At 58.4% G+C, this 23,738-nt stretch carries 18 protein-coding genes, 1 tRNA gene and 2 pseudogenes; 11 read left to right on the top strand and 10 right to left on the bottom strand.

All coding sequences use genetic code 11. The features are described from left to right. The first annotated feature begins 72 nt into the window (after window positions 1-72). Together AOQ71_RS49580 and AOQ71_RS47045 are read left to right on the top strand one after the other, a co-directional pair. Window positions 73-204, top strand: coding sequence for a hypothetical protein (locus tag AOQ71_RS49580; protein ID WP_283809562.1), 132 nt, complete (start codon window positions 73-75; stop codon window positions 202-204). Between the two features lie 36 nt (window positions 205-240). Further along, window positions 241-462 (top strand): hypothetical protein, encoded by a 222-nt coding sequence (locus tag AOQ71_RS47045; RefSeq protein ID WP_245316665.1) that lies wholly within the window; start codon window positions 241-243, stop codon window positions 460-462. Between the two features lie 8 nt (window positions 463-470). On the opposite strand, the gene AOQ71_RS03025 is transcribed toward AOQ71_RS47045, so the two are convergent. Beyond that, window positions 471-4,043, bottom strand: coding sequence for a PAS domain-containing sensor histidine kinase (locus AOQ71_RS03025; RefSeq protein WP_057741499.1), 3,573 nt, complete (start codon window positions 4,041-4,043; stop codon window positions 471-473). Window positions 4,044-4,585: 542 nt separating this feature from the next. Between AOQ71_RS03025 and AOQ71_RS03020 the strand changes: the two genes are divergently transcribed. The 3 genes from AOQ71_RS03020 (at window position 4,586) to AOQ71_RS03010 (ending at window position 9,875) form a co-directional block, all read left to right on the top strand. Next, window positions 4,586-5,017, top strand: a complete 432-nt coding sequence (locus tag AOQ71_RS03020) for a phasin (protein WP_057741497.1) — start codon at window positions 4,586-4,588, stop codon at window positions 5,015-5,017. Between the two features lie 251 nt (window positions 5,018-5,268). After that, window positions 5,269-5,345 (top strand) — tRNA-His (locus AOQ71_RS03015). Window positions 5,346-5,618: 273 nt separating this feature from the next. Then, a complete protein-coding gene (locus tag AOQ71_RS03010; protein WP_057741493.1) occupies window positions 5,619-9,875 on the top strand; it encodes a DEAD/DEAH box helicase in 4,257 nt (1,418 codons plus the stop codon). Here AOQ71_RS03010 and AOQ71_RS03005 read toward each other — a convergent pair. The 3 genes from AOQ71_RS03005 to AOQ71_RS02995 are packed head-to-tail and all read right to left on the bottom strand — an operon-like array spanning window position 9,872 to window position 12,547. Next, window positions 9,872-10,984 (bottom strand): DNA methyltransferase, encoded by a 1,113-nt coding sequence (locus AOQ71_RS03005; protein WP_057741490.1) that lies wholly within the window; start codon window positions 10,982-10,984, stop codon window positions 9,872-9,874. The two genes, AOQ71_RS03010 and AOQ71_RS03005, sit on opposite strands and share 4 nt — an antisense overlap. 29 nt (window positions 10,985-11,013) lie before the next feature. Then, window positions 11,014-11,961 carry a nucleotidyl transferase AbiEii/AbiGii toxin family protein gene (locus AOQ71_RS03000; RefSeq protein ID WP_057741487.1) on the bottom strand — a complete coding sequence of 316 codons (948 nt, stop codon included), beginning with the start codon at window positions 11,959-11,961 and terminating at the stop codon, window positions 11,014-11,016. Beyond that, the gene (locus tag AOQ71_RS02995) at window positions 11,951-12,547 is read right to left on the bottom strand and encodes a hypothetical protein (RefSeq protein WP_057741484.1); all 597 of its coding nucleotides are present in this window, start codon (window positions 12,545-12,547) and stop codon (window positions 11,951-11,953) included. Before AOQ71_RS02995 ends, AOQ71_RS03000 begins: the two co-directional genes overlap by 11 nt. Before the next feature lie 310 nt (window positions 12,548-12,857). On the opposite strand from AOQ71_RS02995, the gene AOQ71_RS47040 reads away from it, so the two are divergent. The 4 genes and pseudogenes from AOQ71_RS47040 to AOQ71_RS47035 all read left to right on the top strand — a co-directional run. Further along, the gene (locus AOQ71_RS47040) at window positions 12,858-13,781 is read left to right on the top strand and encodes a hypothetical protein (protein WP_245316664.1); all 924 of its coding nucleotides are present in this window, start codon (window positions 12,858-12,860) and stop codon (window positions 13,779-13,781) included. Between the two features lie 150 nt (window positions 13,782-13,931). Beyond that, window positions 13,932-15,644, top strand: coding sequence for an AAA family ATPase (locus tag AOQ71_RS02985; protein ID WP_057741481.1), 1,713 nt, complete (start codon window positions 13,932-13,934; stop codon window positions 15,642-15,644). After that, a complete protein-coding gene (locus tag AOQ71_RS44700; protein WP_157083348.1) occupies window positions 15,644-16,480 on the top strand; it encodes an HNH endonuclease in 837 nt (278 codons plus the stop codon). The genes AOQ71_RS02985 and AOQ71_RS44700 overlap by 1 nt, the downstream gene beginning before the upstream one ends. A gap of 53 nt (window positions 16,481-16,533) precedes the next feature. After that, a pseudogene (locus tag AOQ71_RS47035) lies at window positions 16,534-16,641 on the top strand (SOS response-associated peptidase); the annotation flags it as partial. Window positions 16,642-17,231: 590 nt separating this feature from the next. Here the strand turns inward: AOQ71_RS47035 and AOQ71_RS02975 are convergent. From AOQ71_RS02975 to AOQ71_RS02960, 4 genes and pseudogenes are all read right to left on the bottom strand, one after another. Further along, window positions 17,232-17,417: pseudogene (locus tag AOQ71_RS02975) on the bottom strand (Y-family DNA polymerase); the annotation flags it as partial. Window positions 17,418-17,479: 62 nt separating this feature from the next. Next, window positions 17,480-18,205, bottom strand: a complete 726-nt coding sequence (locus AOQ71_RS02970; RefSeq protein ID WP_057741477.1) for an SOS response-associated peptidase — start codon at window positions 18,203-18,205, stop codon at window positions 17,480-17,482. 3 nt (window positions 18,206-18,208) lie between these two features. Next, on the bottom strand, window positions 18,209-18,658 hold the full coding sequence (locus AOQ71_RS02965) for a hypothetical protein (RefSeq protein ID WP_057741474.1): 450 nt from the start codon (window positions 18,656-18,658) through the stop codon (window positions 18,209-18,211). A gap of 45 nt (window positions 18,659-18,703) precedes the next feature. Next, a complete protein-coding gene (locus AOQ71_RS02960) occupies window positions 18,704-19,099 on the bottom strand; it encodes a hypothetical protein (protein ID WP_205668193.1) in 396 nt (131 codons plus the stop codon). A gap of 145 nt (window positions 19,100-19,244) precedes the next feature. On the opposite strand from AOQ71_RS02960, the gene ku reads away from it, so the two are divergent. Then, window positions 19,245-20,177, top strand: coding sequence for a non-homologous end joining protein Ku (gene ku / locus AOQ71_RS02955; protein WP_057741470.1), 933 nt, complete (start codon window positions 19,245-19,247; stop codon window positions 20,175-20,177). Between the two features lie 182 nt (window positions 20,178-20,359). Beyond that, a complete protein-coding gene (locus AOQ71_RS02950) occupies window positions 20,360-20,974 on the top strand; it encodes a hypothetical protein (RefSeq protein ID WP_057741937.1) in 615 nt (204 codons plus the stop codon). A gap of 203 nt (window positions 20,975-21,177) precedes the next feature. On the opposite strand, the gene AOQ71_RS02945 is transcribed toward AOQ71_RS02950, so the two are convergent. Together AOQ71_RS02945 and AOQ71_RS02940 are read right to left on the bottom strand one after the other, a co-directional pair. After that, complete coding sequence (locus AOQ71_RS02945; protein WP_162268306.1) at window positions 21,178-22,152, bottom strand: DUF4238 domain-containing protein; 975 nt, start codon at window positions 22,150-22,152, stop codon at window positions 21,178-21,180. A gap of 48 nt (window positions 22,153-22,200) precedes the next feature. Next, window positions 22,201-23,738, bottom strand: a 1,538-nt coding sequence (locus tag AOQ71_RS02940; RefSeq protein WP_162268305.1) for a hypothetical protein, incomplete at its 5' end; no start/stop codon positions are given.

Raw genomic sequence — 23,738 nt, 5'->3', positions numbered from 1 at the left:
TTCGCAAGCGATCGGAAATCTTTCGCGCCCCACGCGTTAAGCCCGCGACGGGGCAGGTCGAGGAGAACGCTCATGCGGACATCTATCGCAGCATTCCTTCTGGCGCTCCCGCTCATGGCAGCGCCGGCGATCGCGCAGAACCAGAACGTGCAGAACGAGGCCGATAAGGGCATCAAGACGCAAAATTCCGGCGCCTCGGGCTAAGTCGGAGACCAGGACAAGCCCGGCGCGGCGGCAAAGATGCCCGGTGATCGCACCAACAACACCAGTGATGCTGCCACATCGCCCAGCGCGCGGAATTCGGGCACCGGAATCGCGGGAGCGCCCGGCAACAAGAACGGTCCTCCCGCGCAGAAGGGAACGGTCGGCGCGGCCTCGCAGAACTCCACCGTGCAGCAGCAGGATTCGTCGAACATCAAGGGCTTGCCCGGCAACAAGAGCGGCGAGCCGGCGAAGCGGTAGGTCGTCGCTTAAGCCCGTGCCGTCACCGGCGCGAAGGTCACTTCGATCAGCGTGCCCTGGCCCGCACTCTTGATGTTGAACCGGGCGTGGTTGGCTTCAACCAGAGCCTTGGTCAGCGACAGGCTCAGCGCGGAATTGTCCGCGGCATCGCCGGGCGGCGGCGTGCGGAACGGCTCCATCGCCGCGGCGACTTCCCTGTCGCTGAGGCCGTGGCCGGTGTCGCGGATGCGCAGCGCCACCTCGCCGCGGTCGTTGAGCGCGGTGGAGACGATCACCTGGCCGCCGGCGCTGGCGAGCCGGATCGAGTTCGAGATCAGGTTCATCGTCACCTGCCGCAGCGCGCGCGGATCCGCCGCCACCTGCGGCAGCGCATGGCCGAGCGAGCTGCGGATGATGATGCGCTCGCGATTGGCCTGCGGCTGCATCACGGTGACGCAGGCCTCGACCAGGTCGTTGAGGTTGAGGTCGGCAAAGCTGAGATCGAGCTTGCCGGTCTCGATCCGCGACAGCTCCAGGAGATCGTCGATGATGGTGATGACGCGCTCGCCGGAGGCGCGGATGTCCTTCATGTATTCGCCGTAACGTTCGTTGCCCAGCGAGCCAAATCGTTCCGAGATCATCACCTCGGCAAAGCCGATGATGGCGTTGAGCGGGGTGCGGATCTCGTGGCTGATCCGCGCCAGCATGTCGGCTTTCGCATTGGCCGCGCCGTCGACCAGGCGTCGCGCCTGCGTCAGCTCGCTCTCGCCTTTCTTGGCCTGCGACAGGTCGCGGAACACGGCGAAGAAGTTCGGGCCATCAGGCCGGGTGCGGCCCATGATCATGGCGAGCGGCAGCACGCCGCCCTTCTTCTCGCGGCCCAGCACCTCGCGGCCGTGATCGAGCAGGCTCGCGATGTTCTGGCTCTTCAGGCTGTCGAGATAATCGAGCACGATCTGCTGGCTCTCGGGCGCGAACAGCGCCAGCAGATTCTGCTGCATCAGCGCCTCGCCGTCATAGCCGAACAGCGCCTCGGCGCTGCGGTTGCAGGCGTGGATATTGCCGTCGGCATCGAACATCACGATGCCCTCGGCGGTGGTGTCGAGGATCGCGGCGAGATCTTCCGCATCGGCATCGCCGACGTCAGGCTCGGGCGCGAACAGGACGGGCTCGTCGACCTCGGTCTCGGCGGCCATTTGTGGCGCGGCCACCGGCGCCACGATGACGGGCGTGGCGACGGGAGTTGCCACGACAGGTTCAGGATTGGGCAGCGCGCAGATCAGCGCATGCGCGCTGGCGCCGTCCCAGTCGATGGTGTGCAGATGCGCTTCGGTCGTGGCGAGCTTCTGCGCGCCATTGGCGACCGTCGCGCTGATCGTCACCGGCGTGCCTGATTGCGAGGTGCTGCTGGCCGCGGAAACGCCCGGCTCGACATAGAGCGCATCGAGCCCGCCGGCATCTTCCAGCGCGCCGAGGCTGGCATAGCCGATGCGGTCGAGGAAGGCGGAATTGGCGTAGAGCAGGCGATCGAGCCGGTAGATCAGGATCCCTGAGGGAATGAGATCCAGCAGCGCGCGGTCGCGCGCGCTGTGGCCGTAAGCGGGCGGTGCGGGCTCGCTCAGCCATTCGGCCGCGGCCGGCGGCGTCTCCAGCTCCGAGATCGGCGGCTCGGAGATCAAGGGCTCGGGTGGTGTCGCCCCGTCGGGCGTGATCGCGTCCGCCGGCGGCTCGGCGCTGGCAGAGGCCATCTGCTCGCGCTCGCGTTCGAGCCGCTCGGACAATTGCCGCGCCAGCTCGTTGAACGCGCTGTTCTCGACCGGCGTCAGCGTCGGCGATCTCTGGTCACCCTGTGACCTCTGGTCACCCAGTGACTTCTGGTCACCTTGTGATCTCTGGTCACCTGGTGCGCGGAACGGCACGACATTCGGAGGCGTTTCCACTGGCGTTTCCGGTTCGGTTGGGTGTGAATTCGCTTCGGTGATCGGTGCGGGCGGTTCGGGCTCAGTTGCAGTTGGCGGCTCAGGCTCGGGCGGCGGCTCGCTCGGCGGAGGCTCTGCCTCCGGTTTGGCCTCCGCCTTGTGCTCCGGTTCAGGCCGAGGCTGAGAACCAGGCTGAGACTGAGGCTCGACCAAATCGGCCGACAGGCCCTGCGCGGCGAACAGCTCAAAGCGCCGCAGCGCATCGAGCCGGTTGAGCGCATCGAGATCGCGGCAGACGCCAAAGCCCTTGAAGCCGGCAAAGTTGCGCGCGCGGTCGTAGACCGGAAGCCCGGCCAGCTCGACCGGCAGATGTTCGCCGCCATCGGCCGGCCAGTTCACGGTGATGCCGGCCCAGGTGTCGTGGCTGGCGAGCGCCTGCGCGACGCGGCCGTCGGGGTCGAGCGCGAATTCCTCTGCTATCTCGCGCCAGGGCCGGCCGAAGCGGGAGGCGGTGTGCGCGCCGATCAGGCGGATGAATTCATCCGAGCCGAGCACGAAGCGGCCTTGCGCATCCATCTGCCACAGGAAGCGCAGCGGATGCTGGCGCGGTGTCTCGCCGTGTGCTGACCGCGTCTCCGCGTGTGCTGACCGCGTCTCCGCGTGTCCTGACGGCGGCTCCACATGTGCTGACTGCGTCTCCGCATGTCGGGGCGGCTCGACCATGGCTGACGTGATCGGCGCGGCTTGCGGCGGCACGATGGCTTCAGGCAGGTTTTCAACCACTGTTTCAGGCGCGGCGTCGGCCGTCTGCGCAAGGGTTTCCGGAGCAGCCGCCGCGGCCTTCATGGAGTCCTGGATGGAGACGATGTTCGTCGCCTCATGTCCGGTCGTCACCGGCGTCTCGTCCGGTTCGGCAAACGGATCGAACATCGCGATCCCGGCATCGAGCCCGTGCGCTGGCGCCGATGCGACGGGCGGCGCAGGCTCGGCCGCGGGAGGCGGCGCGCGCTCCGCCGCAGGCTGAGCTTGCGCCATCGCCGGCTCGATCAGCGCGATGAGCCCGACATCGGCGCCGACGCCGACCCGCTGCAGCACCATCTTGCCGATGCCGACAGGCAGCTCGGCGCGGCCCTTCGCCAGCGCCTCGCTGCGCGCCTGGTCGAGGCCGGCTTCGCCGAGATCGCGAAAGCCGAGCAGGGAGCGCGCCGCTTCGCTGGCGCCGGCGAACAGGCCGTCAGGTGCGAACGCCGCCATCGGCGTCCGCGCGCCGTCGACCAGACGATGCAGCCGCTCGACCAGCGGCATGCTGCGGCAAGCACCCTGCATCGCGCTGACCAGCACGCCGGATGAGCCATCGGAAAACTCGAGCCGCGCGCAGGCGCAGGTCATCAGCGTGCCGAGCCCGGCGCCGAAGCCGCGCAACCGCTCCAGCCTCACAGCTCCGCCGGCCGGCAGCCGGTGGGCGAGGCGGACGATCTGGCGGCGATGGCTGTCGGCGGGGCCGAAGGTTTTTTGCGCCAGCGCAGCCGCATTGGCCGCGCCGAAGAATTTGGCGCCGACCGGATTGGCCCACAGCACGCGGCAGCCGTCGAGCGACCACAGCCAGGCCGGCAGGGGGGAGGTGGCATGCACGGACAGCCGGGGATCGCCGACGCCCCGTAACTGGAAATCCGAATTCGTCATCCGACCGGCTTCAACTCTTCGCGCCACGCTTCACGTCAGGCCCGCCGGGAATGGCAGCCTTAAGAAAGGGTTACGATCGCCCGCCGGCGCGGGCAGGTCCACGCCCGGACCTTAACGGGGGCACCCTAAAGCCGCGATAACCTTAATGTGGCCGGACCCGCAAGGCGCCTCTCCGTTGCATCCGCAGGATTCGTCGGCCGGCTCGTCAGCCGCACCGCGATGGACGCAACGAGGCGCGGAATTAGCCCCCTCCGGAATGACGGACATACCTCAACCCGTTGACGGGCGTACCTCAACCCCTGGTTCCCCATCCTGGGAACCTCACCCTCTGGATTAAATTTTTCGCAACGCACCCCCGGATCACATTGCGTTGCACAATGTTGACATGTTAGTGAGCAACAATGCTGACGCTGGACGAGAGGATCTCGATGTTCTGCGTTTCCAGTCTTTCGTACCCGCCATTCAAAGAAGAAACGGCCCCGGTTGGCCCGGCGGGCGCGCCAGAAGGCTCACTTCATTTTACTTTAGCGTGAGGGACCAACATGACAGGTGCGACTGATCCGTTTTCTGCCTCGATCATCCCGTTCGAGGTTCCCGAGCAGGTGCGTGCATTCGCCGAAAAGGGCGTTTCGCAGGCCCGCGAAAACTACGCCAAGTTCAAGGACGCGGCTGAGACCCACAACGGCACCATCGAGGCGGTGTTCGCCTCCGCCCAGAAGGGTGCGAACGAGTACACCGCCAAGCTGATGGAATTCGCCAAGGCCAACGCCACGGCCCATCTGGATTTCACCCAGGAGCTGCTCGGCACCAAGTCGCCGACCGACGCCTTCCAGCTCTGGTCCGGCCACGCCAAGACCCAGCTCGAGACCTTCCAGGCCCAGGCCAAGGAGCTGTTCGAGATCGCCCAGCGCACCGCCAGCGCGACTGCCGAGCCGATCAAGGCCTCCGCCTCGAAGTTCTACCCGGCTGCCTGACAAAAGAACGGCGGATCGACCAAGCAAGAAACCCGGGCCTCCAAAAGGCCCGGGTTTTTTCACCTCTCCCGGAGGGAGAGGTAAACCGCGGACAGCCGATCAAACCTACAGATTTATCGCGCTGAAGAGGCCCAAATAACGCCTCTTGCGGCCTTGCCAAAAACCCCCGTTGCACCTAGTTTCCGCCCCGTCCAGCCCCCCTTAGGCAGCAGGCCTTTTCAGGCAGCCCAAAAGGCGCGGCTCGCAAGGATGCAGTTGTAGCTCAGTTGGTTAGAGCGCCTGTCTGTGGAACAGGAGGTCGGTGGTTCGAGCCCACCCAACTGTACCAGCAAAATCAAATGTTTACCCAACGTATCAAGGGCTAGCGGATCGTCGTAGCTACCACGTAGCTACCGCCAGAGTGCAAATGCATGCGCTCGCTGAAGCGCGACCGAAATCTACGTGCCCGGCACGGTCCAGATGCCACTTAGTCATATTGGTCGCCCTTTTGGGGGGCGGCATAAGCCAACCCGGTAGTTCGCCAGCCCTCGGAACCTTTGGTGGCTGGTTCGAACCAAGCTTATGCTGAGCAATTTCCAGAAACAGATTGTGTGATTCGAGAATGAACAAGCCTCTGCCCAAGCGTGAGTTCACAAAGAGCAAGATGTCGATGTATCTCCGCACGCTTTGCGAGCGGGAACTTTATCTATCGCTCTTCTCTAACAACGCTGCGGAATTGCAGAAGGCCGGAATTCCAGCGCCGTTGAAGTCTCGCCCCGGCGTTCAATTGATTACGGCATCTGGCAGAGAGTTCGAATATGAGCAGTACAACATTCTGTGCAGCTCACTGCCGAACAACGTCTTCGCAAAAAGCAATGGTACGGCACCGATTGATTTGTCCAACGCCCTGGCGAAAGTCAATGATCCGACGCTTATTCTCCAACCGGCGTTCGAGCCTGAAGATATTCGAGAGGTGGCGCTCACCAACATCGGTGTCTCCGCAGAGCATCTAAAGCACATCCCCAAAATGTCTGGCTTGCGGCCCGATATCGTTTTTGCCGACGGTCGCCGCGAGATTGAGTTTGAAATCCTGCCGAACGGGACACGCCGTCAGCTCGCAGACGATGACAAACGTATGGCATTGTCGATTATCGACCTCAAAAACATTACAGAGGCGAACGCCAGCTATTCGGCCGAAGTCTGTCTTTACGCCATTTTTCTCTCTAACTGGCTGCACAACACGGGCAAAGCCTTCCTCAAGAAGTTCTTCGTTTCCGATCGCGTTTATTTATGGCGCCACGTGGAGATGCCGCACTTCACCAAGATACTGGGAACCAAGGATGGCGGCGAACACGCCAACCGCCTTGCAGCCCTGCGCACCGATCTGGAAGATGGCTTGGTTTCGTTCCTCATCTACATGCCGAGCGTTCGAAAGTTCTTTTCCGAGGATTTGCCGCGCGTAATCGAACTTGGGGACTCTCAAGGATGGCAGGCCGTACCCTACCACGTTAATCCCAGGTGCAGCTCATGCGACTGGCTAGGTAACCGGGTTTGGCTGTCGGACGACGACCGGAAGCTTTTCGATGCGCAAAAGACCAACTATTGCACACCGGCGGCCGAAAGTTCCGACCACCTCTCGAAGATGGCTACTCTTACAAAGGGAGCAAGCAACGTCTTGCACGCCGGCGGTCACCCCAAGGTCGCAAGCCTAGTGGGGATGAAGGCCGATGCGCCTGTTCTTCGTAAGCATTCTTTGCTGAAGCAGGATCGTGGACAAATCTCGTATCGCGCAGAATCCATTTGCACCGGCACAACAAGCGTCGATGGTGTTTCGAAGGTTGGAGGACTTGCCAAGAGGCTCGGCGCTGAATTTGACATCATCGTCAATTTTGATTCCGGTTCTGGCTTTTTGACCGGCATCGCCATTCGCGGCGCTCTTTTCTCGCCCTTCGGAATGAAGTTTCCTGCCGCGGACGGCAAAGAGGAAACATCGATTAGATCGCTTGGCGAGGACGCTTTTGTTGTGAACAAAGACAACGTCGCCGCCGAGTGGGCAGCTATTTTGTCTTTCATCGAGCGTTTCGCAGGCTGGATCGAAAGCGCAGAAAAGCAGTTCTCCGCGAACAAGTTTGGGACGTTACATACGCAGATTTGCTTTTGGGAGCTTCGTCAATACGAGGAGCTTTGCAATGCGTTCGGTAGGCACTTGCTGAATATTCTCGATTTAGACGTGAAGTATCAGCGGGCGCTAGCTTGGATCTTCCCGCCCGATGAGTTGCTTGAAAAATCGGACCACATCTGCCCGAACATTGTCTTTGTCCAAGATATCGTGGCGGGATCAGTGCGTGTACCGCAGCTCTTCGCTATCACGTTGCTTGGAACGGCCGAGCACTATCATCATGACCGCATGACGCCGCGGAAGGTGGATAACTACTACCTGGAGCCTCTCGGGAACGCGATCCCGCGCGAGCGCATTTTTGAGATTTGGAAATCCACAACTGGCACGGTTCGCATTTTTGGAAAAACGCGGCCGATCACAGAAGCTATTGCTCGATATGGCGATGTGTTGAAGGCCCACACGTGGGCTCTGGCTAGCGTAACGGCACGCCTACGAACTGATCTGAAAAATGCGATCAGCGGCAACGCACCAGCACTTTCTATGACTATTCCTTCGGGGCTGACCGGCGTTGCGTATGACTCGAAGCTTTGGGACCGATGGTCTCAAGTGTCGGTCGCGGTCGCGAAGACAGAATCTCTTAGTTCCTTTATTGCGCGCGCGGAGTCTCTCGAGGCCTCGTACAAAGCAATCCTGCTGACTAAGCTGATCAAGGATCACGGCGGCAATACGCTTGAGTTCGAAGTGAGTGACGATTCTTCGGAGGCTAAGCTCGAAGAAGGTGATATTTGCACCGTCGGAATTGTGAGTTGGCCAGGATTTCCGTTAGCGAACGCAAATTCGCTCGCGTTAGGACTCGACCCGAAGCTGTCGTTCACCCCGATGCACAAAGTCATCGCGGCACATATCGATACATTCGATCGCGTCAATAAGCGTTTGACCGTGTCGCTGACTGCAAAGTGGCATGGAGTGGAGCCTCAATTCAACGCAGTTATGGATGGCGGAGTGCTGCCCATCGGAAAGGAGCCGATCTACCTGCTCGAGGGTTCAGCCTTTGATGATAGCGAAACCGTAACCCAAATCTTGCGGGAAATTGGAAACCCGAAGTGCTCAATCGCTGCGCCTGAGGCATTAACGGCCATGGGTGTTTCGGCGGCAAAGAAGATTCCGAAGGGAACCGATGCAGATACGCCGGTCGCGGAAGTGCTTTGGCAGGCCAATAAGCTCGCGGCGGAAACGGTGCGAAATGATAAGGACGTGCAGGCCGTCATCGATTTCGCAAAGACAGCGAACAAGCACGAACTTAATGCAAGTCAGGTTGACGCCGTTCGATCGTGCGCGAAGAACCAGCTCACCATTGTTTGGGGGCCGCCTGGAACGGGAAAGACAGATACGCTCGTTGCATTTTTGCATTCCGTCATTCGCCAGAAGAAGGCGAAGAAGATTCTAATAACCGGTCCGAACTATCGGACCGTCGAAGAGCTATCGGGCCGCCTAGTGAAAAATCTTGAGCAGGACACCGTGGCCGCCTGCGATTACTATTACCTCTACTCGAAATCGCGCGATCCAAAGACGCCTAAAACGACGGCGAAACATCTCAAGCTCAGAACCGCGTTCCGGGATAAGGACGATGCGGATTATAACGACATGGTAGCTAGCCTCGGTAATGACAGCGGCGTTACCGTAGTCTCTTGTTCGGCTCACATTGTGCATCAAATCACGAAAAGCGCAGGCACGACTAATTCTTACGTCGATGAGGTGTTTGATCTCGTCGTATTAGACGAAAGCTCTCAGATTCCTCTTACCCTAGCTCTTAGGCCGCTCGCGGCAATGACGCCTGGCGCTCAATTGATTGTCGCGGGTGACCACAAGCAGATGCCCCCGATTCAGCATCTCGACCCGCCTGAAGGGGCCGAACATCTTGTCGGGAGCATTCAGGCGTATCTCATACGCCGGTTTAATATTAAGTCGGTTCCCCTTCTTCTAAATTATCGGTCAAACGCCGACCTCGTCGAGTACGCGCGTTCATTGGGGTATCCCGCCAACTTGCAAGCGGCGTACCCAACGCGCGAGCTTCAAGTTCTGAATTCGATCGAGACCGCTATCAAGGCGCTACCAGGCGGGTTACCCAAGACGACCGCCTACGACGAATTGTTGAAGCCCGAGCGACGCGTGACGGCATTCATTCACGAAGATCCCACCTCGTCCCAGGCGAACGAGCTTGAAGCGGGCCTTGTCGCGGGACTTGCATATGTCACGCGCCACGCAATGACGAAGGAACTCTATGAAGGGAAAGCGACGCCGAAGACCGGTTACACCGACGATGACTTCTTTAAGTCCGGAATCGGTATTGTTACGCCTCACAAGGCTCAGAAGGCCCTGGTGGTGCGCAAGTTGATCGAGTTGTTTCCCAAGGCAAATCCTAAGATTGTCTTTGAGGCGGTCGATACGGTTGAACGATTTCAGGGAGGCGAGCGCGATACGATCATCGTCTCGTTCGGCGTCGGCGATACGGACATCATCGAGGGGGAAGAGGAGTTTTTGCTCCAGCTCGAGCGCACGAACGTTGCAGTGTCGAGAGCTCGCGCGAAGTGTATCGTGATGATGCCTAAATCCTTGGCCTATCATTTGCCAAGCGATCAGAAGGCCGCGGAGACGTCCATCGCCCTTAAATCATATCTTGAGGAATTCTGCGGACAGCGAAAGCCCATCAACGTCGAGTTCGCGGGCGAAACCAAGAACGCTGAAGCTCGGTGGCACTAGTTCAAGATGGCGTGGAAGTCGAACTCGGTCGCGGGATCGGAATCTCGCCCCATATAGTCAGCTTGTCGTTTTCCCGAGTGCGACGTGCGCGCGTTTCGGACGGAAATCAGCTCCCAATCGCCGGCTTCCTCCAACGACGCCTTTAATATTTCACGCGCGTCGCTCTGCGACGAGGAGATGCTACCGAAGCGGATGTAAAGATGCGCCTCGTTCTGAGCGCGCCTGCCGATGTTGCTCCAAACCTTCGCGAGATCCTCGATAAAACGATCATGGCCAGTGTGACAAAGCTGGTTCTGATTGGAATAATTGATTTCCTCGGTCCCTCCGAGAAACCACATCCTCAACCACTGGTCTTGAACGTAGGTGCGCATCCCATAGTAAGGCGGGGATGTGACGGTCACGGTCGGCCCCTTTACACGGCCAAATGAACCTGCCTTACGCGCATCCAGGCATTTTACGTTCTGGATACGGCTTGGGGACTTGGCGTTTAGATCGGTGATGCGTTCGAGCTTCTTTGTAAGGACATCGACGGTGGACACTTTGGGCGGACGAAGGTCATGTTCGCGCCAATACCGCACCGAATAATCAGGTTTTGAGGCGAACGTTCTGGGCATCTGATTGGAGAAGTAGCTCGGCGTTCCGCCACCGCTTGGAAGCGGACCGTGCAAGCAACCAAGCGTCGCCGCGCGCAGGACCGCGGATTCGTCGGTTGCCTTTGCCTTAAGCAGCCCTTCGCGCAGGCTGCAAATCTCCAAAAGCGTAGAGTGAGAGAATGCTCGCCGGAAAAAGGCGCTCTCGGGTACGTCCGTTGGCGCTTTAGCGATGAGCTTTCTCGCGAGCGCAATCACGTCCTTCATCTCGGCGCTCGCGAGCTTCGCCTGAGCGATCGCCGTCGCAATGGGAGACGTGTCTAGGCCGTAAGCGCGCAAACCTAATTTCCGCGCCGCGTAAATCGTCGTCCCGCGGCCGCAGAATGGGTCCCAAATGGTAGGAGAATCCTCTCGATGCTTCCCAAGAAGATGCATGGGAAATTCTAATGGGAACATCGTGTAATAGGGGCAGATCGCGTTAAACGCGAATTCCTTCTTATATGCGAACGCAGTACTCATTTGACCCCTTTTCGACTCTAGCGTGTCAGCTAGAGTTTGCCTACCCACTTTCCGATTTCGGCAAGGATCTCCTCAAACGTGGGCTTCCCGGCATAGTAAAGTCCGCTGCTGCGCTCGTAGGCCTCCGCGTATCGCGTTCTCGTTTTGGCGTCACTCAGGAGGAAGGCCTCGTTCTCCGCAATGTTCTGATTGTCGCCTTGCCGGAAGCGGGCCTGCTTGTGGGTCTTGTAGGCGTCCGTGCCGATGAACTTCTGCACCTCGGATTGCTTCAACAGTTCGTGGACATCGTAGTAGTGACGCATGAACTCGACGGGATCGGTGCCATCCGTCTGCTGCTTTCGGAATTTGGTCGAGATGGTCTGAAGCTTTTCGACGAAAGTATACCCGGCATCATAGCAGGGAACGGCCTTCGCGCGATTGTCGATGATCTCGACCTTGTCGGCTGCGTAGTCATAGGCCCATGAACTGATATCCTTGGGCGTATTGGGAGCGACGGTGTCAAAGCCGACTTCGAGCAGAACGCCATCGCGCAGGCCTTCCATTGGCTCGGTAACGCTGTCGTATTTGAGCTTTATCCCTGCGCTACGATAGCTGGGCACGTCATCGAAAGTTGTATCGCGGACGACCTCTGAAATGCCGTCAATCTTGATCGTCTGCGTGAGCCAATCGTAGAAGTCCGTTCGCGTCTTGATTTGCGCCGGACTGTTCTGATTTTTTCCTGTCTTAACCCCGCGCTCGGGCGGTGGCTCAATGAGAATGTCGATGTCTTCCGAGAAACGGCTAATGATGCCATGGCCCTTGGAAAGGGATGTGCCGCCCTTCAGTTGGAAGGTAAAGCCGAGCTTCTGAAGTCCGTAAAGGCAATGCATGATCCAGTAGTCTTTTTCGACCAGAGCCGGATCGATGCCCTTCTCCTCGGCGACGATCCGGATCAGGTCGGCAAACTGCGGATGGTTGTGCAGATAGTCACGCGGCATGGTGCAATTCGCCGGACTTCAGGGCGCGCTCGAAGAATTTCTTCGTCTTCTCGTTTCCGTAGTTGCGGACAGCGCGGCGCAGTTGCGGCGTGTCAGACGACGCAGCGCGTTCCTCAACACGCTTCAGAACTTCGTTCTTGGCTTCTGCCAACTGGTCGAGATTGTTGACGAGATCGACGAGCAGGAATTCCTTCGTTAGTGACTTCGGAAACCGGGGTTTCACGCGAAAGGCAAATTTGCGGCTTCCAAGCTGGAAGTCGCCGTGTCGTTTGTGGTTGTAAACGACGGTCTTGTCATAGAGCTGGGTCGTGCCCACGCCCAGACTGTTGTAGGCGTTAGGTGAAGCCAGCAGAAACTGGTCGTCCTTCAGGAAGGTCTTCACAACGTCCTGGTCCGAGGCTGGCGCAAGACCGAAAACAGTTTCCTTCGGATAGCTGTAGAGCCCACCCGACAGCTTCTTCAGAACGCCGCTCTCGACCATTTGTTTGATGTGTCTGTCGACGGACGTCGACCAACGCGCCAGATCGGCACGCCGATAAGCGGTGCCCGGTTTCAAATGGCGCTTGAGTTCGTCGAGCTTCGTCATGACGTAGAATATAAGTCAGAACTGACATTTTTGCAAGTTATTTCATTGAAAAATCATGCGATTTGTCTTTTAAGTAATTGATTCTAAGAGGTTATCGAAAATGGTCAATGTAATAAAGGCCAGGGTTGCGATGACTCCCCAGAGGGCAATGGGTCCAAGGAGCATTAACGCAAACAGCACGGAAAACCTGCGTTGGTGAATGACGCCGCGACCGATCGCAAGCACCACGTAACATGAGATCGCGCTGTGGCGTGAAAGTTTGGCTAAGCTTCAATGATGCGACATTGGATTCACGCAACCGAGATCCTCCGTGGGTGAGGCTAAGCGCAAAAAGAACGCCGTTCTAAACGGTCCGTGTCCGTGCGGTTCTGCGAAGGTTGCGCGCATCTGCTGCTTTAACGGCTGCGACTGGCACAAGGTATCCGCGGTTCTCGGGCTGAAATCCCTGCCGCCAGCGTCAAAGGTCGAACGGTGCTACATGAAGGAGCTGGGTTCGTGTGTTGGTCCCATCTCCGGCGAACACATCATTTCAGAGTCGGTCTGCCGGGTTTTAATGGCTGACGGCGACTTCTCGATCTCAGGCCTTCCCTGGCTTGAAGCAGGCGAAGAAAAGATTATCGCGCCTCCAACGGCGAAGTGTCTTTGTGTCAAACACAACAGCGCGCTTCATCCGCTTGATGATGCTGCCCACTATTTCTTCGCGTCGCTCAAATCATACTTCGAGACGGATACCGCATCGAGACACGCGCTTGTCTCGGGGCATGACATTGAACGATGGCTACTGAAAACAGCCAAGGCTGCCGCCGTCTCGAAGAATTTCGCGAGGGGAAGGGAGCGGCTGTCAGGCGCATTCTCGCAGGACGACGCGATACTAAACATGCTCGACGACCCACGTCAGTGGCCGGACGGCGCCGGACTCTACTGCATCATGAACACGGGTGACACGACCGTAAATCACCCCCGTTTTCAGCTCCAGCCCCTTACGAACGACCAAGATGATATCGAAGCTTTGGCGTTCAATATCTTGGGCCTGGGATTCGTGCTGTTGCTTGAGCCTCTGGACACAAGCAAACATCCTTTTTTGCGCGAAGCAAAGTACCGACCGGGGCGGATCGTTATCTCGTATCCCACTTCAACCAATTGGATCACGATGAGTTGGGATGGCGGCAAGGTGCACGAGCACTTGACGATCCAATTCGTACAGCCGGTACGGCCACGACCTTCTTCAGCATGATAGGCGCACCCTCGCGCCAGTTCCCCGGTTAAGCGTTTTTGGTGTCGTCACGACCCACATCAACCTCGACGCGCATAGGCTATTGAACGGAAATCGACTTTCCCCTACCAATGAACCGCACCTGCAACATCGCGGTTTTCCATAGAGATCATGGCCGAACAATTTCCTGCAGCACATGCCCCGATCCCGATCGTTGTGGCGCAAAACGCGCAAGCTGCCATCGCTGCTTTTCCTGATAGACCGGCACTAGCGATTCTGCCCGTTCATACGGATTGGAATAACTTCGGCTTACATTTCGACGCAACACTTCTCGTGATGACCTCTGCGAATGAGGCCGCGTCCCTCGACATTTGCCTCATGTTCCAAGGCAAAGCTCGAACCGAATTTGCGATCGCCGAACTGCTTGGCCAGCGAGCTTGGGCACCCCTCGCCGACGTTCAGCTTCCCTATTGCTCCGTACTGGGTAGTCTAGATCGTTACCGCGAGATCGTTCGTCTTCTCGGCTTCGAGCGGGCGGTTACGGCACTCCGTTATTTAGGCGACGCCGCGGTGCTGCGCTTCGAAAGGACAGACCCCGCAAGGGTTGCGCTTTTGGAATCGGAGACGTTTTCCTACGGCGCGCTGCGCTCCGAATCCGCATATGTGGCCTATCGTCGCGGAGCAAAGTATTTGCGGCCGCAGCCGGTGATCGATGTCGAGGATGCGGCAACCAGTTTCGTCGTGACGGCGCATCTGCCATCGGCGGACAATCCCTACGTCGTGGATCTTGATTTTAATCCCGATAAGCTTTTGCGCAATCGAATAACGGTCCTGATCGGAAGGAACGGTACGGGCAAAACCCAATTGCTGCTAAACTTCATTGCTTCGATGAAGGCTGGTCATGACGCCGATCCACTCGGCCTGCCGGTCGGCGTTAGCCCGCCAGTTTCCTTCAATCGTGTCTTCGTTTTTTCCTCGGTGGCATCGGATGTGTATCCGCCGTCTATTCCGCCGTGGCTAGGTGTGGACTATCAATACTTCTCGATGATTGCGAGCCAGCCGGGCAAGGAGGACGCACTTACGTCGGCCATCACCGACTGCTTGCGGGACGATGGCAAGATTTCCTTTACCGCTAGCGACGGTTCTATGTTCGCCCAGGCTGGGCGAATGGCTTTGCTCGACCAGGCGCTCAACTCGCTGGGGTTCGCGCCATCTGTATATCTCCCTCTCAAACCTTCAAACGAGTCCTACGACCTCTACACTCATCAACGCGGCGATCGTGTTTATTATCGGCTCGCTGACGCTAGGCACCTGAATGAAAAGCGCCGCATACTGTTGGCACAAGCCATTGACCCTCAACAGCAGCCGGTGCTCTTTGGGATTGGGCCTGGAGTGCGTGAATTAAGCAGCGGCGAATTGGCGATGCTGCGTTTTGCGGCACAGGCTGCCGGTTCGGCCGAGCGCGGGTGCTTGTTTCTGTTTGATGAACCGGAAACCCACCTGCACCCGAATTTCGTTTCAGAGTTCATGGCGATTTTGAACACGGTTGTGGCCGCGACACAGTCCGTCGCGATTATCGTAACCCATTCTGCCTACGTGGTCCGCGAGGTGCCCAGCCAAAGGGTCCGCATCTTCTCACTGGAAGATCGAAAGATTGCTATCGACAAGCCACGGCTCCAAACATTTGGAGCGAGCATTGACAGCATTTCTCAATTCGTCTTCGCGGACACGAGCATATCGCATCAATATCAGGAGACCCTGCAAACCTGGCTTGACTCGCTTGGCCCGAACATCTCGATCGACACAATTATAGAGCAGTTCGGTAATCAGATGAATAGTGAGACGCTTTCGTACGTCGCGCGGCTTATTCGAAGCCGCTCATAATGATAAAGATAGACGCGCCGTTGGCGGCAGACGACGATGCATATCTAAAGAAACTCTGCGGCCAGCAGCCGTGGCCGCCTCACCACGTTCTGTGGCAGATGGCCTATGCGAACTATCGCAGTCACAAAGGCAACCCCTGGCAAGTTGCCCCAACGAACTTCATCCCGGACGTAAGCGCCGAGCAAACGGATCTTTATAAGTCACGATCAAGCTCGCCATGGATCGTAAGGATCCGCCACATGCAGTTGCAGAGCTGTCCGATGTGCGGTTCCTCTGTGACCGGAAGTGTCGATCACTATCTTCCTAAAGAAGACTTTCCAGAGTTTTCGGTGATGGCTGCCAATTTGGTCCCAGCCTGCTCTCACTGTAACTCGGGTGTGAAGGGACGAACATTTCGAGGTGCGACACCGAATGAACGATTCCTCCATCCTTACTTCGATACGCTGGCCGGTAAACCTTTGTGGCTGACACGTATCATTCCGCCTTATCAGGCCGCACAATTTGAGCCGACCCCGATACCCGGCCTGAGCGCCAAAAACAGCGAACTCGTGCAATTTCATCTGCGCCATGTTCTCGGACCGCAGTTCCATCGGAATGCGGCTAACCTTTGGGCTACTTACCCCCAGCATCTGAGGGATGAAGTTGAGGGCACTGGCCCAGTATCGTCCCCTCGCGCCCGCAAAGAGATCGCCCGTTCACTGAGAAGGAGCATTTCGACATCGGGAGAGAACAGTTGGAGTGCGTCGTTCTTTAGGGGGCTCTTGGAGGACGAGGATGCGAGAAAATATCTGGCCAGCGCGGCGCGGCCGCTCAAGGCCACGCCGCTTCCGCCATGAGTCGGGTCTTACCCTATCGAACCCACCACCCGGCTTTACAGGCCGGAATCCCTTTATGCGCGCCGTGGGGCGAGGCGAGGGCGTTGCAGAGGCCTCTTCCCGACAGCGACCTGCGGATCGTCGCGCGCGGAGCAGGCAAGGTATACCGCGCTGCGGCGTGAGCCATTGAGGTTCTCGTTGCCGACGCTCGGCGTCTTGTTTCACTGATCAATCCCGTGAGGCCCAGCATTTACGCCGGCGACTTCATGGATCGCCGCATAAGCTCCATCATGCGATTAAACTCGTCTTCCGTCAGATCTTCGTTCAAGGCTGAAGTTGTCTCGGACCTCGCGCGTATCGTCGGAACAGTCCTCGATCGTTCACCGGTCGGGATGTATAGATGGGCCATTGTGTGATGGTTCGGACATAACCAGACGTATTCCTGATCGGGGTATCTGAAGCCCCGGTCATATTGCGAGGTGAGAGGAATCACGTGATGAGCTTGCGTGATGCTTTTGAACTTTCCGCAAACGTAGCAAGGCTGGCGATCTCCGGGCGAAAAGACGCGCCTTGAGACTGCGATCCAGACGTCCCGATCAACAGTCGGCCCCCGTCGTCGCTCTTCAACGAGTTCACGCGTCTCGATGAGGCGTTGCAATTCGTCATCACTATCGCTCATGATGCCATCATCCTACGAGCAATCCGAGTGCGACATCTGTCAGGCGCAACGGGCGGGGCCAATCTGTCGGCATCGTCATTTGAGCACGGCTTTGAAGATCAGATCGGGGCATTGTCGGTTTGCCGTGACGGACGGCATGGCCGAGTGCACTCCAAATTTCCTGGCCTCATAGCTGGCTGCCGCTACGACGCCGCGCTCGCGGGATCCATCCACCGCAACCGGCTTGCCTCGGAGATCCAGATTATCCCGCTGCTCGACGGACGCATAGAAGGCGTCCATGTCGATGTGGATGATCTTGCGTTGGCTGGTCGAGGGCCCCGCCTGGTCGTCGTCCCTATCGGTCACGTTGTCGGCCCGATCGGGTCTTCCTTAACGCTGCGGGCGACGATCCGAAGCGTCTGGTCTGGAAGCGGCCGTTGCAGCTTCAGGGCCTCGTCTGGGGAGGCGGTCATCCAGGTATCGATTTCGTCCGGCGTCGTCAGGATCACGGGCATCGCCTTGGGATGGATAGCGCCGACCTCGGCGTTCGGCTCCGTCGTGAGGAAGGCGTACAGGTCGTTGGTGGTCTCGCCTTCCTTGACCTTTCGAACAGATGTCCAGTTGGTCCAGATGCCGGCGAAGCAGGCGAGGGGCCGGGTCTCGTCGAGCGCGAACCAGATATCGCCGCCCTCGGCCTTGTTGAACTCGCTGAAGGAGTTGAACGGCACCACGCAGCGATTTTCGGTCCCCAGCCATCGCGTCCAGTGCTTGCTCTTCACGTTGCGGATATTGGTCGTGCCGCCGTCCGGCTCCATTCTGAGCAATTCCTTGAAATCCACGGCCTTGCCCTTGGCCTGCAGCTTTTCCGCTCGCTTCTTGGTGGAGTCCATCAACGCTTTTGATGACGATGGCATTCCCCACCGCGCCGTAGCGAGCTCGCGGCCTTCGGCACCGTTCCGCACGATCGGTGCCTTGTAATCGGGAAACACGCCGGGCATGGGTGCCAGATTGCCCACGTATCGGTTCACGACACGGAACAGCGCGCTGATCGCGGCCTGGTTGGTTGTGATCGAATAGAGATTGCACATCAATCAGGCTTCGGTTCGAGGGTGGCGAGGCTGCCCAGTCAACTGTAGCAGAGTCGCAGACGGACGCCGGCCCGCCTTGGCGCATTTGCGGCAGCGCAGCCGGCTGGCGAGATCATGCACGAAGGTGGTTGGCGGGTGCTTCATCGCCGCGAGGTCGACGTCGCTCGGCGTCTTGCAGCGCGCACACCTGATCTCAAGCCAGGGAAAGCCTCCGTTCACGGCTTGGTCGATGGTCGGCGACGGATCGATCGGTTCACCGTCACTCCACATCCGTTCGTTCCAGCTTTCGCAAAGCAACCTGTCTGCTTGCTGAATCATGGCCTCGCCCTTGGCCCGCATCTCCGACGATTGGGCAGCAAGCATGTTGGCCATCGCACGCGCCTTGCCGAGCTCTTTCGCCAGAGCCTTGCGATCGCCGCCCGACAGGGGCGTGGGGTGATACTTCGGGGCCATCCGGATATCCAGGCGCTAAGAGATCGGATCGGCAATCCGGAGCGGTTAGGGCGTCTCGAACGCCGGCCAGCACCCGTCTTCTTCATGCCTGCCAGTGCGCTGCTGACAGGTGTTGTCGAGCAACCGCTGCGCCACGTCCTTCCAAAGCGCGTTGCCGCCATACAGTCGGACTGCATCAGCCTTCTGTATTTCCACGGTCCGCTCGCAGCGACGGCATGAGATGCGCAGGACATGGCGTTGAATCTCGGAAAGACGTCGCTGCCGTTTCTGGGCTCCGGTCTCGTCGGCGCTAGGGTCTTTCAGGACCGATTCCCAATATTCCGCCGGAAGCGGCGCATCCGGAGCCGCCGTGGAGGGGCCCGGTCTACGGGCAGCTTCTATGGCCAGCTTTTCCATCTGCTTAGGGGTCGGCATGCGCCAGCTCGCGGGTCGATCGCTCATTCTGGATTAGAACATAACAAGAACAAATGTCGAGTCCGTGCGGGCCCTCATCGTGAAAAAATCATCCTGTTGGGAGAGGCGTGGTGTCGGAACCAAGCCCGGCCGTTCGTCTTGAATCCGGCGTCAGTAATGGAGTTCCCCTACGATGGCCCCGCGCGCAAACTGGAAAGGCTTCCTGCGTCTTTCCCTCGTCACCTGTCCGGTAGCGCTCTATCCAGCCACGTCGGAATCCGAAAAGGTCTCGTTCAACCAGCTCAACCGAAAGACCGGCCACCGCATCAAATACGCCAAGGTGGACGCTGATACCGGCGAGGAGGTCGACAACGAGGACATCGTCAAGGGTTACAAGGTTGACACCGACACCTTTATCGAGGTGACGAAGGAAGAGCTCGAGAACGTCGCGCTGGAATCGACGCGAACGATCGAGATCGATGAGTTCGTCGATCGCAGCGAAATCGACCCACGCTACCTGATCCGCCCTTACTATCTAACTCCAGATGGCAAAGTCGGGCACGACGCTTTCGCGGTCATCCGCGAAACCCTCCGCGACATGAACAAGGTCGCGATCGGTCGCGTGGTGCTGACCAATCGCGAGCACATCATCGCGCTGGAGCCGATGGACAAGGGATTGATGGGGACCCTGCTGCGCTATCCCTACGAAGTCCGGTCCGCGGAGGAATATTTCGACGATATCCAGGACGTCAAAGTCACCAAGGACATGCTCGACCTGGCCAGGCATATCGTCAATCAGAAGGCAGGCCATTTCGAGCCGGACAAATTCGAAGACCAGTACGAAACCGCCCTTCTCGATCTCATCAACCAGAAGCGCGCCGGCAAACCCATCGCCGCGAAGGCTCGCCCTCGCGGCGAGAATGTCGTCGACTTGATGGACGCGCTGCGCAAGAGCATTGGAAGAGAAGTGGGGGCCGCAACAGAGGCACCCAGGAAGCCGGGCAAAAAGCCGCGCAAGGCAGCGGCCGGGCAGAAGGAAATGCTGATGCCGATCGCAGGCAAGAAGCCCGCGAAAGAGTCCGCAGCGAAGAAGCCGGCCGCCAAACCCCAGCGGAAGTCGGCTTAGGTATTGTGACGGTGACGCCGGACGGCTTCTGCTTCGTCGTCCGCGAGAGGCTTTGGCGGATGGCGAATCCCGGTCTCGACGACGCACCGACCGCGCTCTTCGCCCCCTTTGGGAAATCCTTGCTTGCGGCGCAGGCGCAACGAGGCATCGTATGATCGCGTCGGTGGGCGGGGATGCGCGTCATGGCGAGAAAACTGAAAACCTATCAGACTTCGCTGGGCTTCTTCGATCTGGCGGTAGCCGCTCCCTCCATGAAAGCGGCGCTCGAAGCGTGGGGCGCAGACAGCAATCTCTTTCATCAGGGCGCGGCGAAGGAAAGCGATGATCCGGACGTCATCGCCGCGACCATGGCAAAGCCTGGCGTCGTGCTCAGGCGCCCGGTCGGATCCGACGGATCTTTCAACGAACACGCCGAGTTGCCCGCCGATCTTGGTGACGTCAAACCAACGAAAGCTGCCCGCAAGTCGAAAGGCTCCAAGGCGAAGAAGCCTTCATCTCGCCCCGTCGACAAGGCTGCGGAGCGAAAGGCCGCTCTTGACTACCAACGGGAAGAAAGGCGCCGCGAGCTCGAGCGAGAAAGAGAAGAGGCCGCCAGGCAGAGCGAGCGCGAACGCCGCCAGCAGGCGGTCGACAAGGCGCAGGCTGCACTGAACAAGGCCCAACAGGAGCATGCGAAACGAGCCGCTGCCATTCAGGCCGAGGTTGAGGCTCTCGAGAAGAGATCGCAGGCCGAAGAAACTCGCTGCGATAAGGAGAAGTCGCGATTGGAAGCGGCGCTGCGGCGCGCGCGGGGCTAAGCCGTGAAACCATAAATTTGCCACCGCACGGCTTGCCAAAGCCCGCTATGAATCGATAGCGACCAAATTCTACAGCGCAGCTACATGACGCGAAGGGCCAAAAGACGACATAAGAAACTGGACCTGTATGAAAAGCACTGAGACACGTGTAACTGTGAAATAGCCGTTAGTTATATGCACAGCATCAAGCAGTGCTGCCATAATCACCGCTTCCGCAAGAACCGCTTGTCAGAGATGAGTTGGTTCCCAGTGCGTGGCTCTTCCTCGCGTGTGCGCGCATACCTGAACTTGTGATCGGGAGAGTAAACCTGCCGGTCTGCGCCGTCAGGCATCGTCGTGTTGCAGACTGCCACAGTCTCGTCGGTGACATCCTCCACGGTGTTTCCGACATTGAACGCGCCGACGACGGCTAGGGTAGGGGAGATGGGGAAATAAATGTCAGTGCCCATCATTGCGAGCCCAGGTGCAAGCGGACCTTCGCGCATGGCCGGCTCTTCCCACATAAGGTAGAACGGGCGATCTGATGTTATGAAACCGCCTGAGCCCTCGGGTGCTCGCAATAGATGCCAGCCCCGCTTATGCAAAAGCGGTATGGTGTGGTCGAGCAACTGAAATTCGAGACTGATTAGGGCGTTGTTGTCGAGTTCGATCTTGAAGTCGCCGTCTTCGAATGCCGCTTTCATTTCCTCAAAGGTGACATCGTAGTCCTCTGGTAGCGCACCTTCCGCTTTGGCCTCTGCAATGCCGGCGTCGTACGTTGCCGGGCTCTGCAGGCGAGCGGCAATGTGCATGCGCCCTAATCCATCAGCGATACCGCGGATGTTCTTTCGCATGTCGGGGTTCCGCAGCGCCGTAAGTCCAATGAGCGTGAGGAGGTAGGACTTGTCGTCATCGCTTTCCAAGGTGCGCGCCTCATTGATACGGACCAACGCTTCGGCCAGACCGGTCTCAAATTCAGACATCGCGCTTTCGAGCGCGTTGGGGTCCATGCCGTCGAGATGAATACGATTGAAGTAGTTTTGGCACGCCACGTCTTTGACGTTGTTCTTGAACGACCGCTCTTCCTCTCGGTCAAACACCGAGATCTGAAAAGCCTTGCCCTTTTTGGCGGCGAACTGGCGCAGATAGCACTGCGGAATATAGTGGTGTTTTACAGGTCTATTTCGACGTTTTCCCACTCTGCGCTCCTCCGTTATTTTCCTATGGTGCTATAAAGAAGAGGCGCCTCAGGTGTTGTTCTGCAGCACGTTGAGCTTATCGAAGAAGATACGGTTTCTCTTCTTCGCATCACCAAGCAGCTTATTATAGTCAATCACCTCGTAGTAAGCGGAGTAGGTCTTGTGGAAGCCGTAGTATCCCTGATTGTCGGGCGTCGGCGTCGCGTCGATTGTTTTGAGAACACGCTTGAGCGTTGGTGTGATGTCAGAGATGACGTAGCAGAACGCGGGGATTTTTTCATTTGCCACAGAAATGCGGCGACCCTTCGCGTCTTTGAATTCTCCTGAGCGGATTGAGTCGACAAGCTCGAGCGACTGGATAACGGGGTTGTCGTCCTGGGAGTAGTCGTCACGTTCGGGGCGCTTGAACTCAAGGATGGTGATGGAATTGATTGGGTGGTCACCTTCGCCGTAGACAAGCTTTTGATCATAGATGAAGAGGTCGGGGCGCTTTTGTGAGCCGCTTTCAGGGTTCTCGAGCGAGCGGAGCTGCTTATCTGAGGCGAGGAACGTGTGATACGTGAGCCGCTCGTCAATCATCCAAAGGTTCTGCTCGTGGTAGGGGATTTCCTCCGACGTGGCGCGCATCGGGAAGACGAGCTGATGCACGACCTTTTCCAGCGGGTACCTCTTGTCGCCTTCGCCCAATGAAATGGCGCGTTCAAGGAACTCAAGAATGATGCGACGGTGCATGATGTACTGAGCGAGTGCCGATGTTCCCAGCTCGTTGTAGTCTTCCATGAATGCGGAGAGGCGCTTGTGATAGGCGTCGTAGTCGTCGACCTTCTCGGCCTCCTTGATGATCCGCGACCCTTCTGCCTTCATCTTCACTTCGCGTTGATACAACTCGCGGTGAAGCGCTGTTTCCATGTCGGGCTTGGTGGCGTTCGGAGATATCTTGTCGATGAACTCCGGCGTGTACTTCATGAGTATCTTGTATTGCGGCGCATCTGACTTCACGTAGTTGCGCAGCTTCTCTTCCTTGACCTCGTTGATGCTCTGGATGGCCTCGCGAAGGTCCGCTTCGATGTACTTGAGCGACTCGTCGCGAATCTCGGAGCGCTTTATCTCGTCATCGAAGAGAGACGTCTGGTCTACCTCGGCGTCATCACCGGATGCAAAGTCGAAGTCCGTGCGGGCAGGGTTCACGTGCTGGGTCAGGTATGGGCTCTGCACGATGCCAAGATAGACGAACGAATTGCCGTCCCGATCCATGAGGCGCGTGTTGAGATTCGGCACAAATGCTTCGAGTTTGTCGCTGACAACGCCGCGCTGATTGGCGGAGTAGACGAGCTTGTGGCGCGACAGCTTGGGTGTGGTGAGCCGGAAGCCGTGCAGCGTGAACGGCATGCCCTTGATGTTGAACTCATGGGCGGCAGCGGTCGCGCGAAACTCTTTGTCGAAAACCTCGTTGACCGAATGGACGAGCCCTTGGTCCGTGACCGTGACGCGCGGGCAGTCGTCCTCTAAGAAGATGAGCAAAAAATGCTCGATTAGCTTCTGGATGATTTGGTCGGTCGTACGCGGGCACGTGCCCTTGTACGGCT

Origin of the sequence: Bradyrhizobium manausense, assembly GCF_001440035.1 — a bacterium.
Taxonomy (GTDB): Bacteria; Pseudomonadota; Alphaproteobacteria; order Rhizobiales; family Xanthobacteraceae; genus Bradyrhizobium; species Bradyrhizobium manausense.
Note: the sequence above shows the minus strand (reverse complement) of the source record. Positions and strands in the feature narration are given on the sequence as shown.

Bases quoted from the DNA above. Each gene is read 5' to 3' on its own strand.
- AOQ71_RS02970 (WP_057741477.1), bottom strand. From the start codon at position 18,205: ATGTGCAATCTCTATTCGATCACAACCAACCAGGCCGCGATCAGCGCG.
- AOQ71_RS03005 (WP_057741490.1), bottom strand. From the start codon at position 10,984: ATGAGTACTGCGTTCGCATATAAGAAGGAATTCGCGTTTAACGCGATC.
- AOQ71_RS49580 (WP_283809562.1), top strand. From the start codon at position 73: ATGCGGACATCTATCGCAGCATTCCTTCTGGCGCTCCCGCTCATGGCA.
- AOQ71_RS02985 (WP_057741481.1), top strand. From the start codon at position 13,932: ATGGCCGAACAATTTCCTGCAGCACATGCCCCGATCCCGATCGTTGTG.
- AOQ71_RS03010 (WP_057741493.1), top strand. From the start codon at position 5,619: ATGAACAAGCCTCTGCCCAAGCGTGAGTTCACAAAGAGCAAGATGTCG.
- AOQ71_RS03000 (WP_057741487.1), bottom strand. From the start codon at position 11,961: ATGCCGCGTGACTATCTGCACAACCATCCGCAGTTTGCCGACCTGATC.
- AOQ71_RS03020 (WP_057741497.1), top strand. From the start codon at position 4,586: ATGACAGGTGCGACTGATCCGTTTTCTGCCTCGATCATCCCGTTCGAG.
- AOQ71_RS44700 (WP_157083348.1), top strand. From the start codon at position 15,644: ATGATAAAGATAGACGCGCCGTTGGCGGCAGACGACGATGCATATCTA.
- AOQ71_RS02950 (WP_057741937.1), top strand. From the start codon at position 20,360: ATGGCGAGAAAACTGAAAACCTATCAGACTTCGCTGGGCTTCTTCGAT.
- ku (WP_057741470.1), top strand. From the start codon at position 19,245: ATGGCCCCGCGCGCAAACTGGAAAGGCTTCCTGCGTCTTTCCCTCGTC.
- AOQ71_RS02960 (WP_205668193.1), bottom strand. From the start codon at position 19,099: ATGAGCGATCGACCCGCGAGCTGGCGCATGCCGACCCCTAAGCAGATG.
- AOQ71_RS02995 (WP_057741484.1), bottom strand. From the start codon at position 12,547: ATGACGAAGCTCGACGAACTCAAGCGCCATTTGAAACCGGGCACCGCT.
- AOQ71_RS03025 (WP_057741499.1), bottom strand. From the start codon at position 4,043: ATGACGAATTCGGATTTCCAGTTACGGGGCGTCGGCGATCCCCGGCTG.
- AOQ71_RS02965 (WP_057741474.1), bottom strand. From the start codon at position 18,658: ATGGCCCCGAAGTATCACCCCACGCCCCTGTCGGGCGGCGATCGCAAG.
- AOQ71_RS47045 (WP_245316665.1), top strand. From the start codon at position 241: ATGCCCGGTGATCGCACCAACAACACCAGTGATGCTGCCACATCGCCC.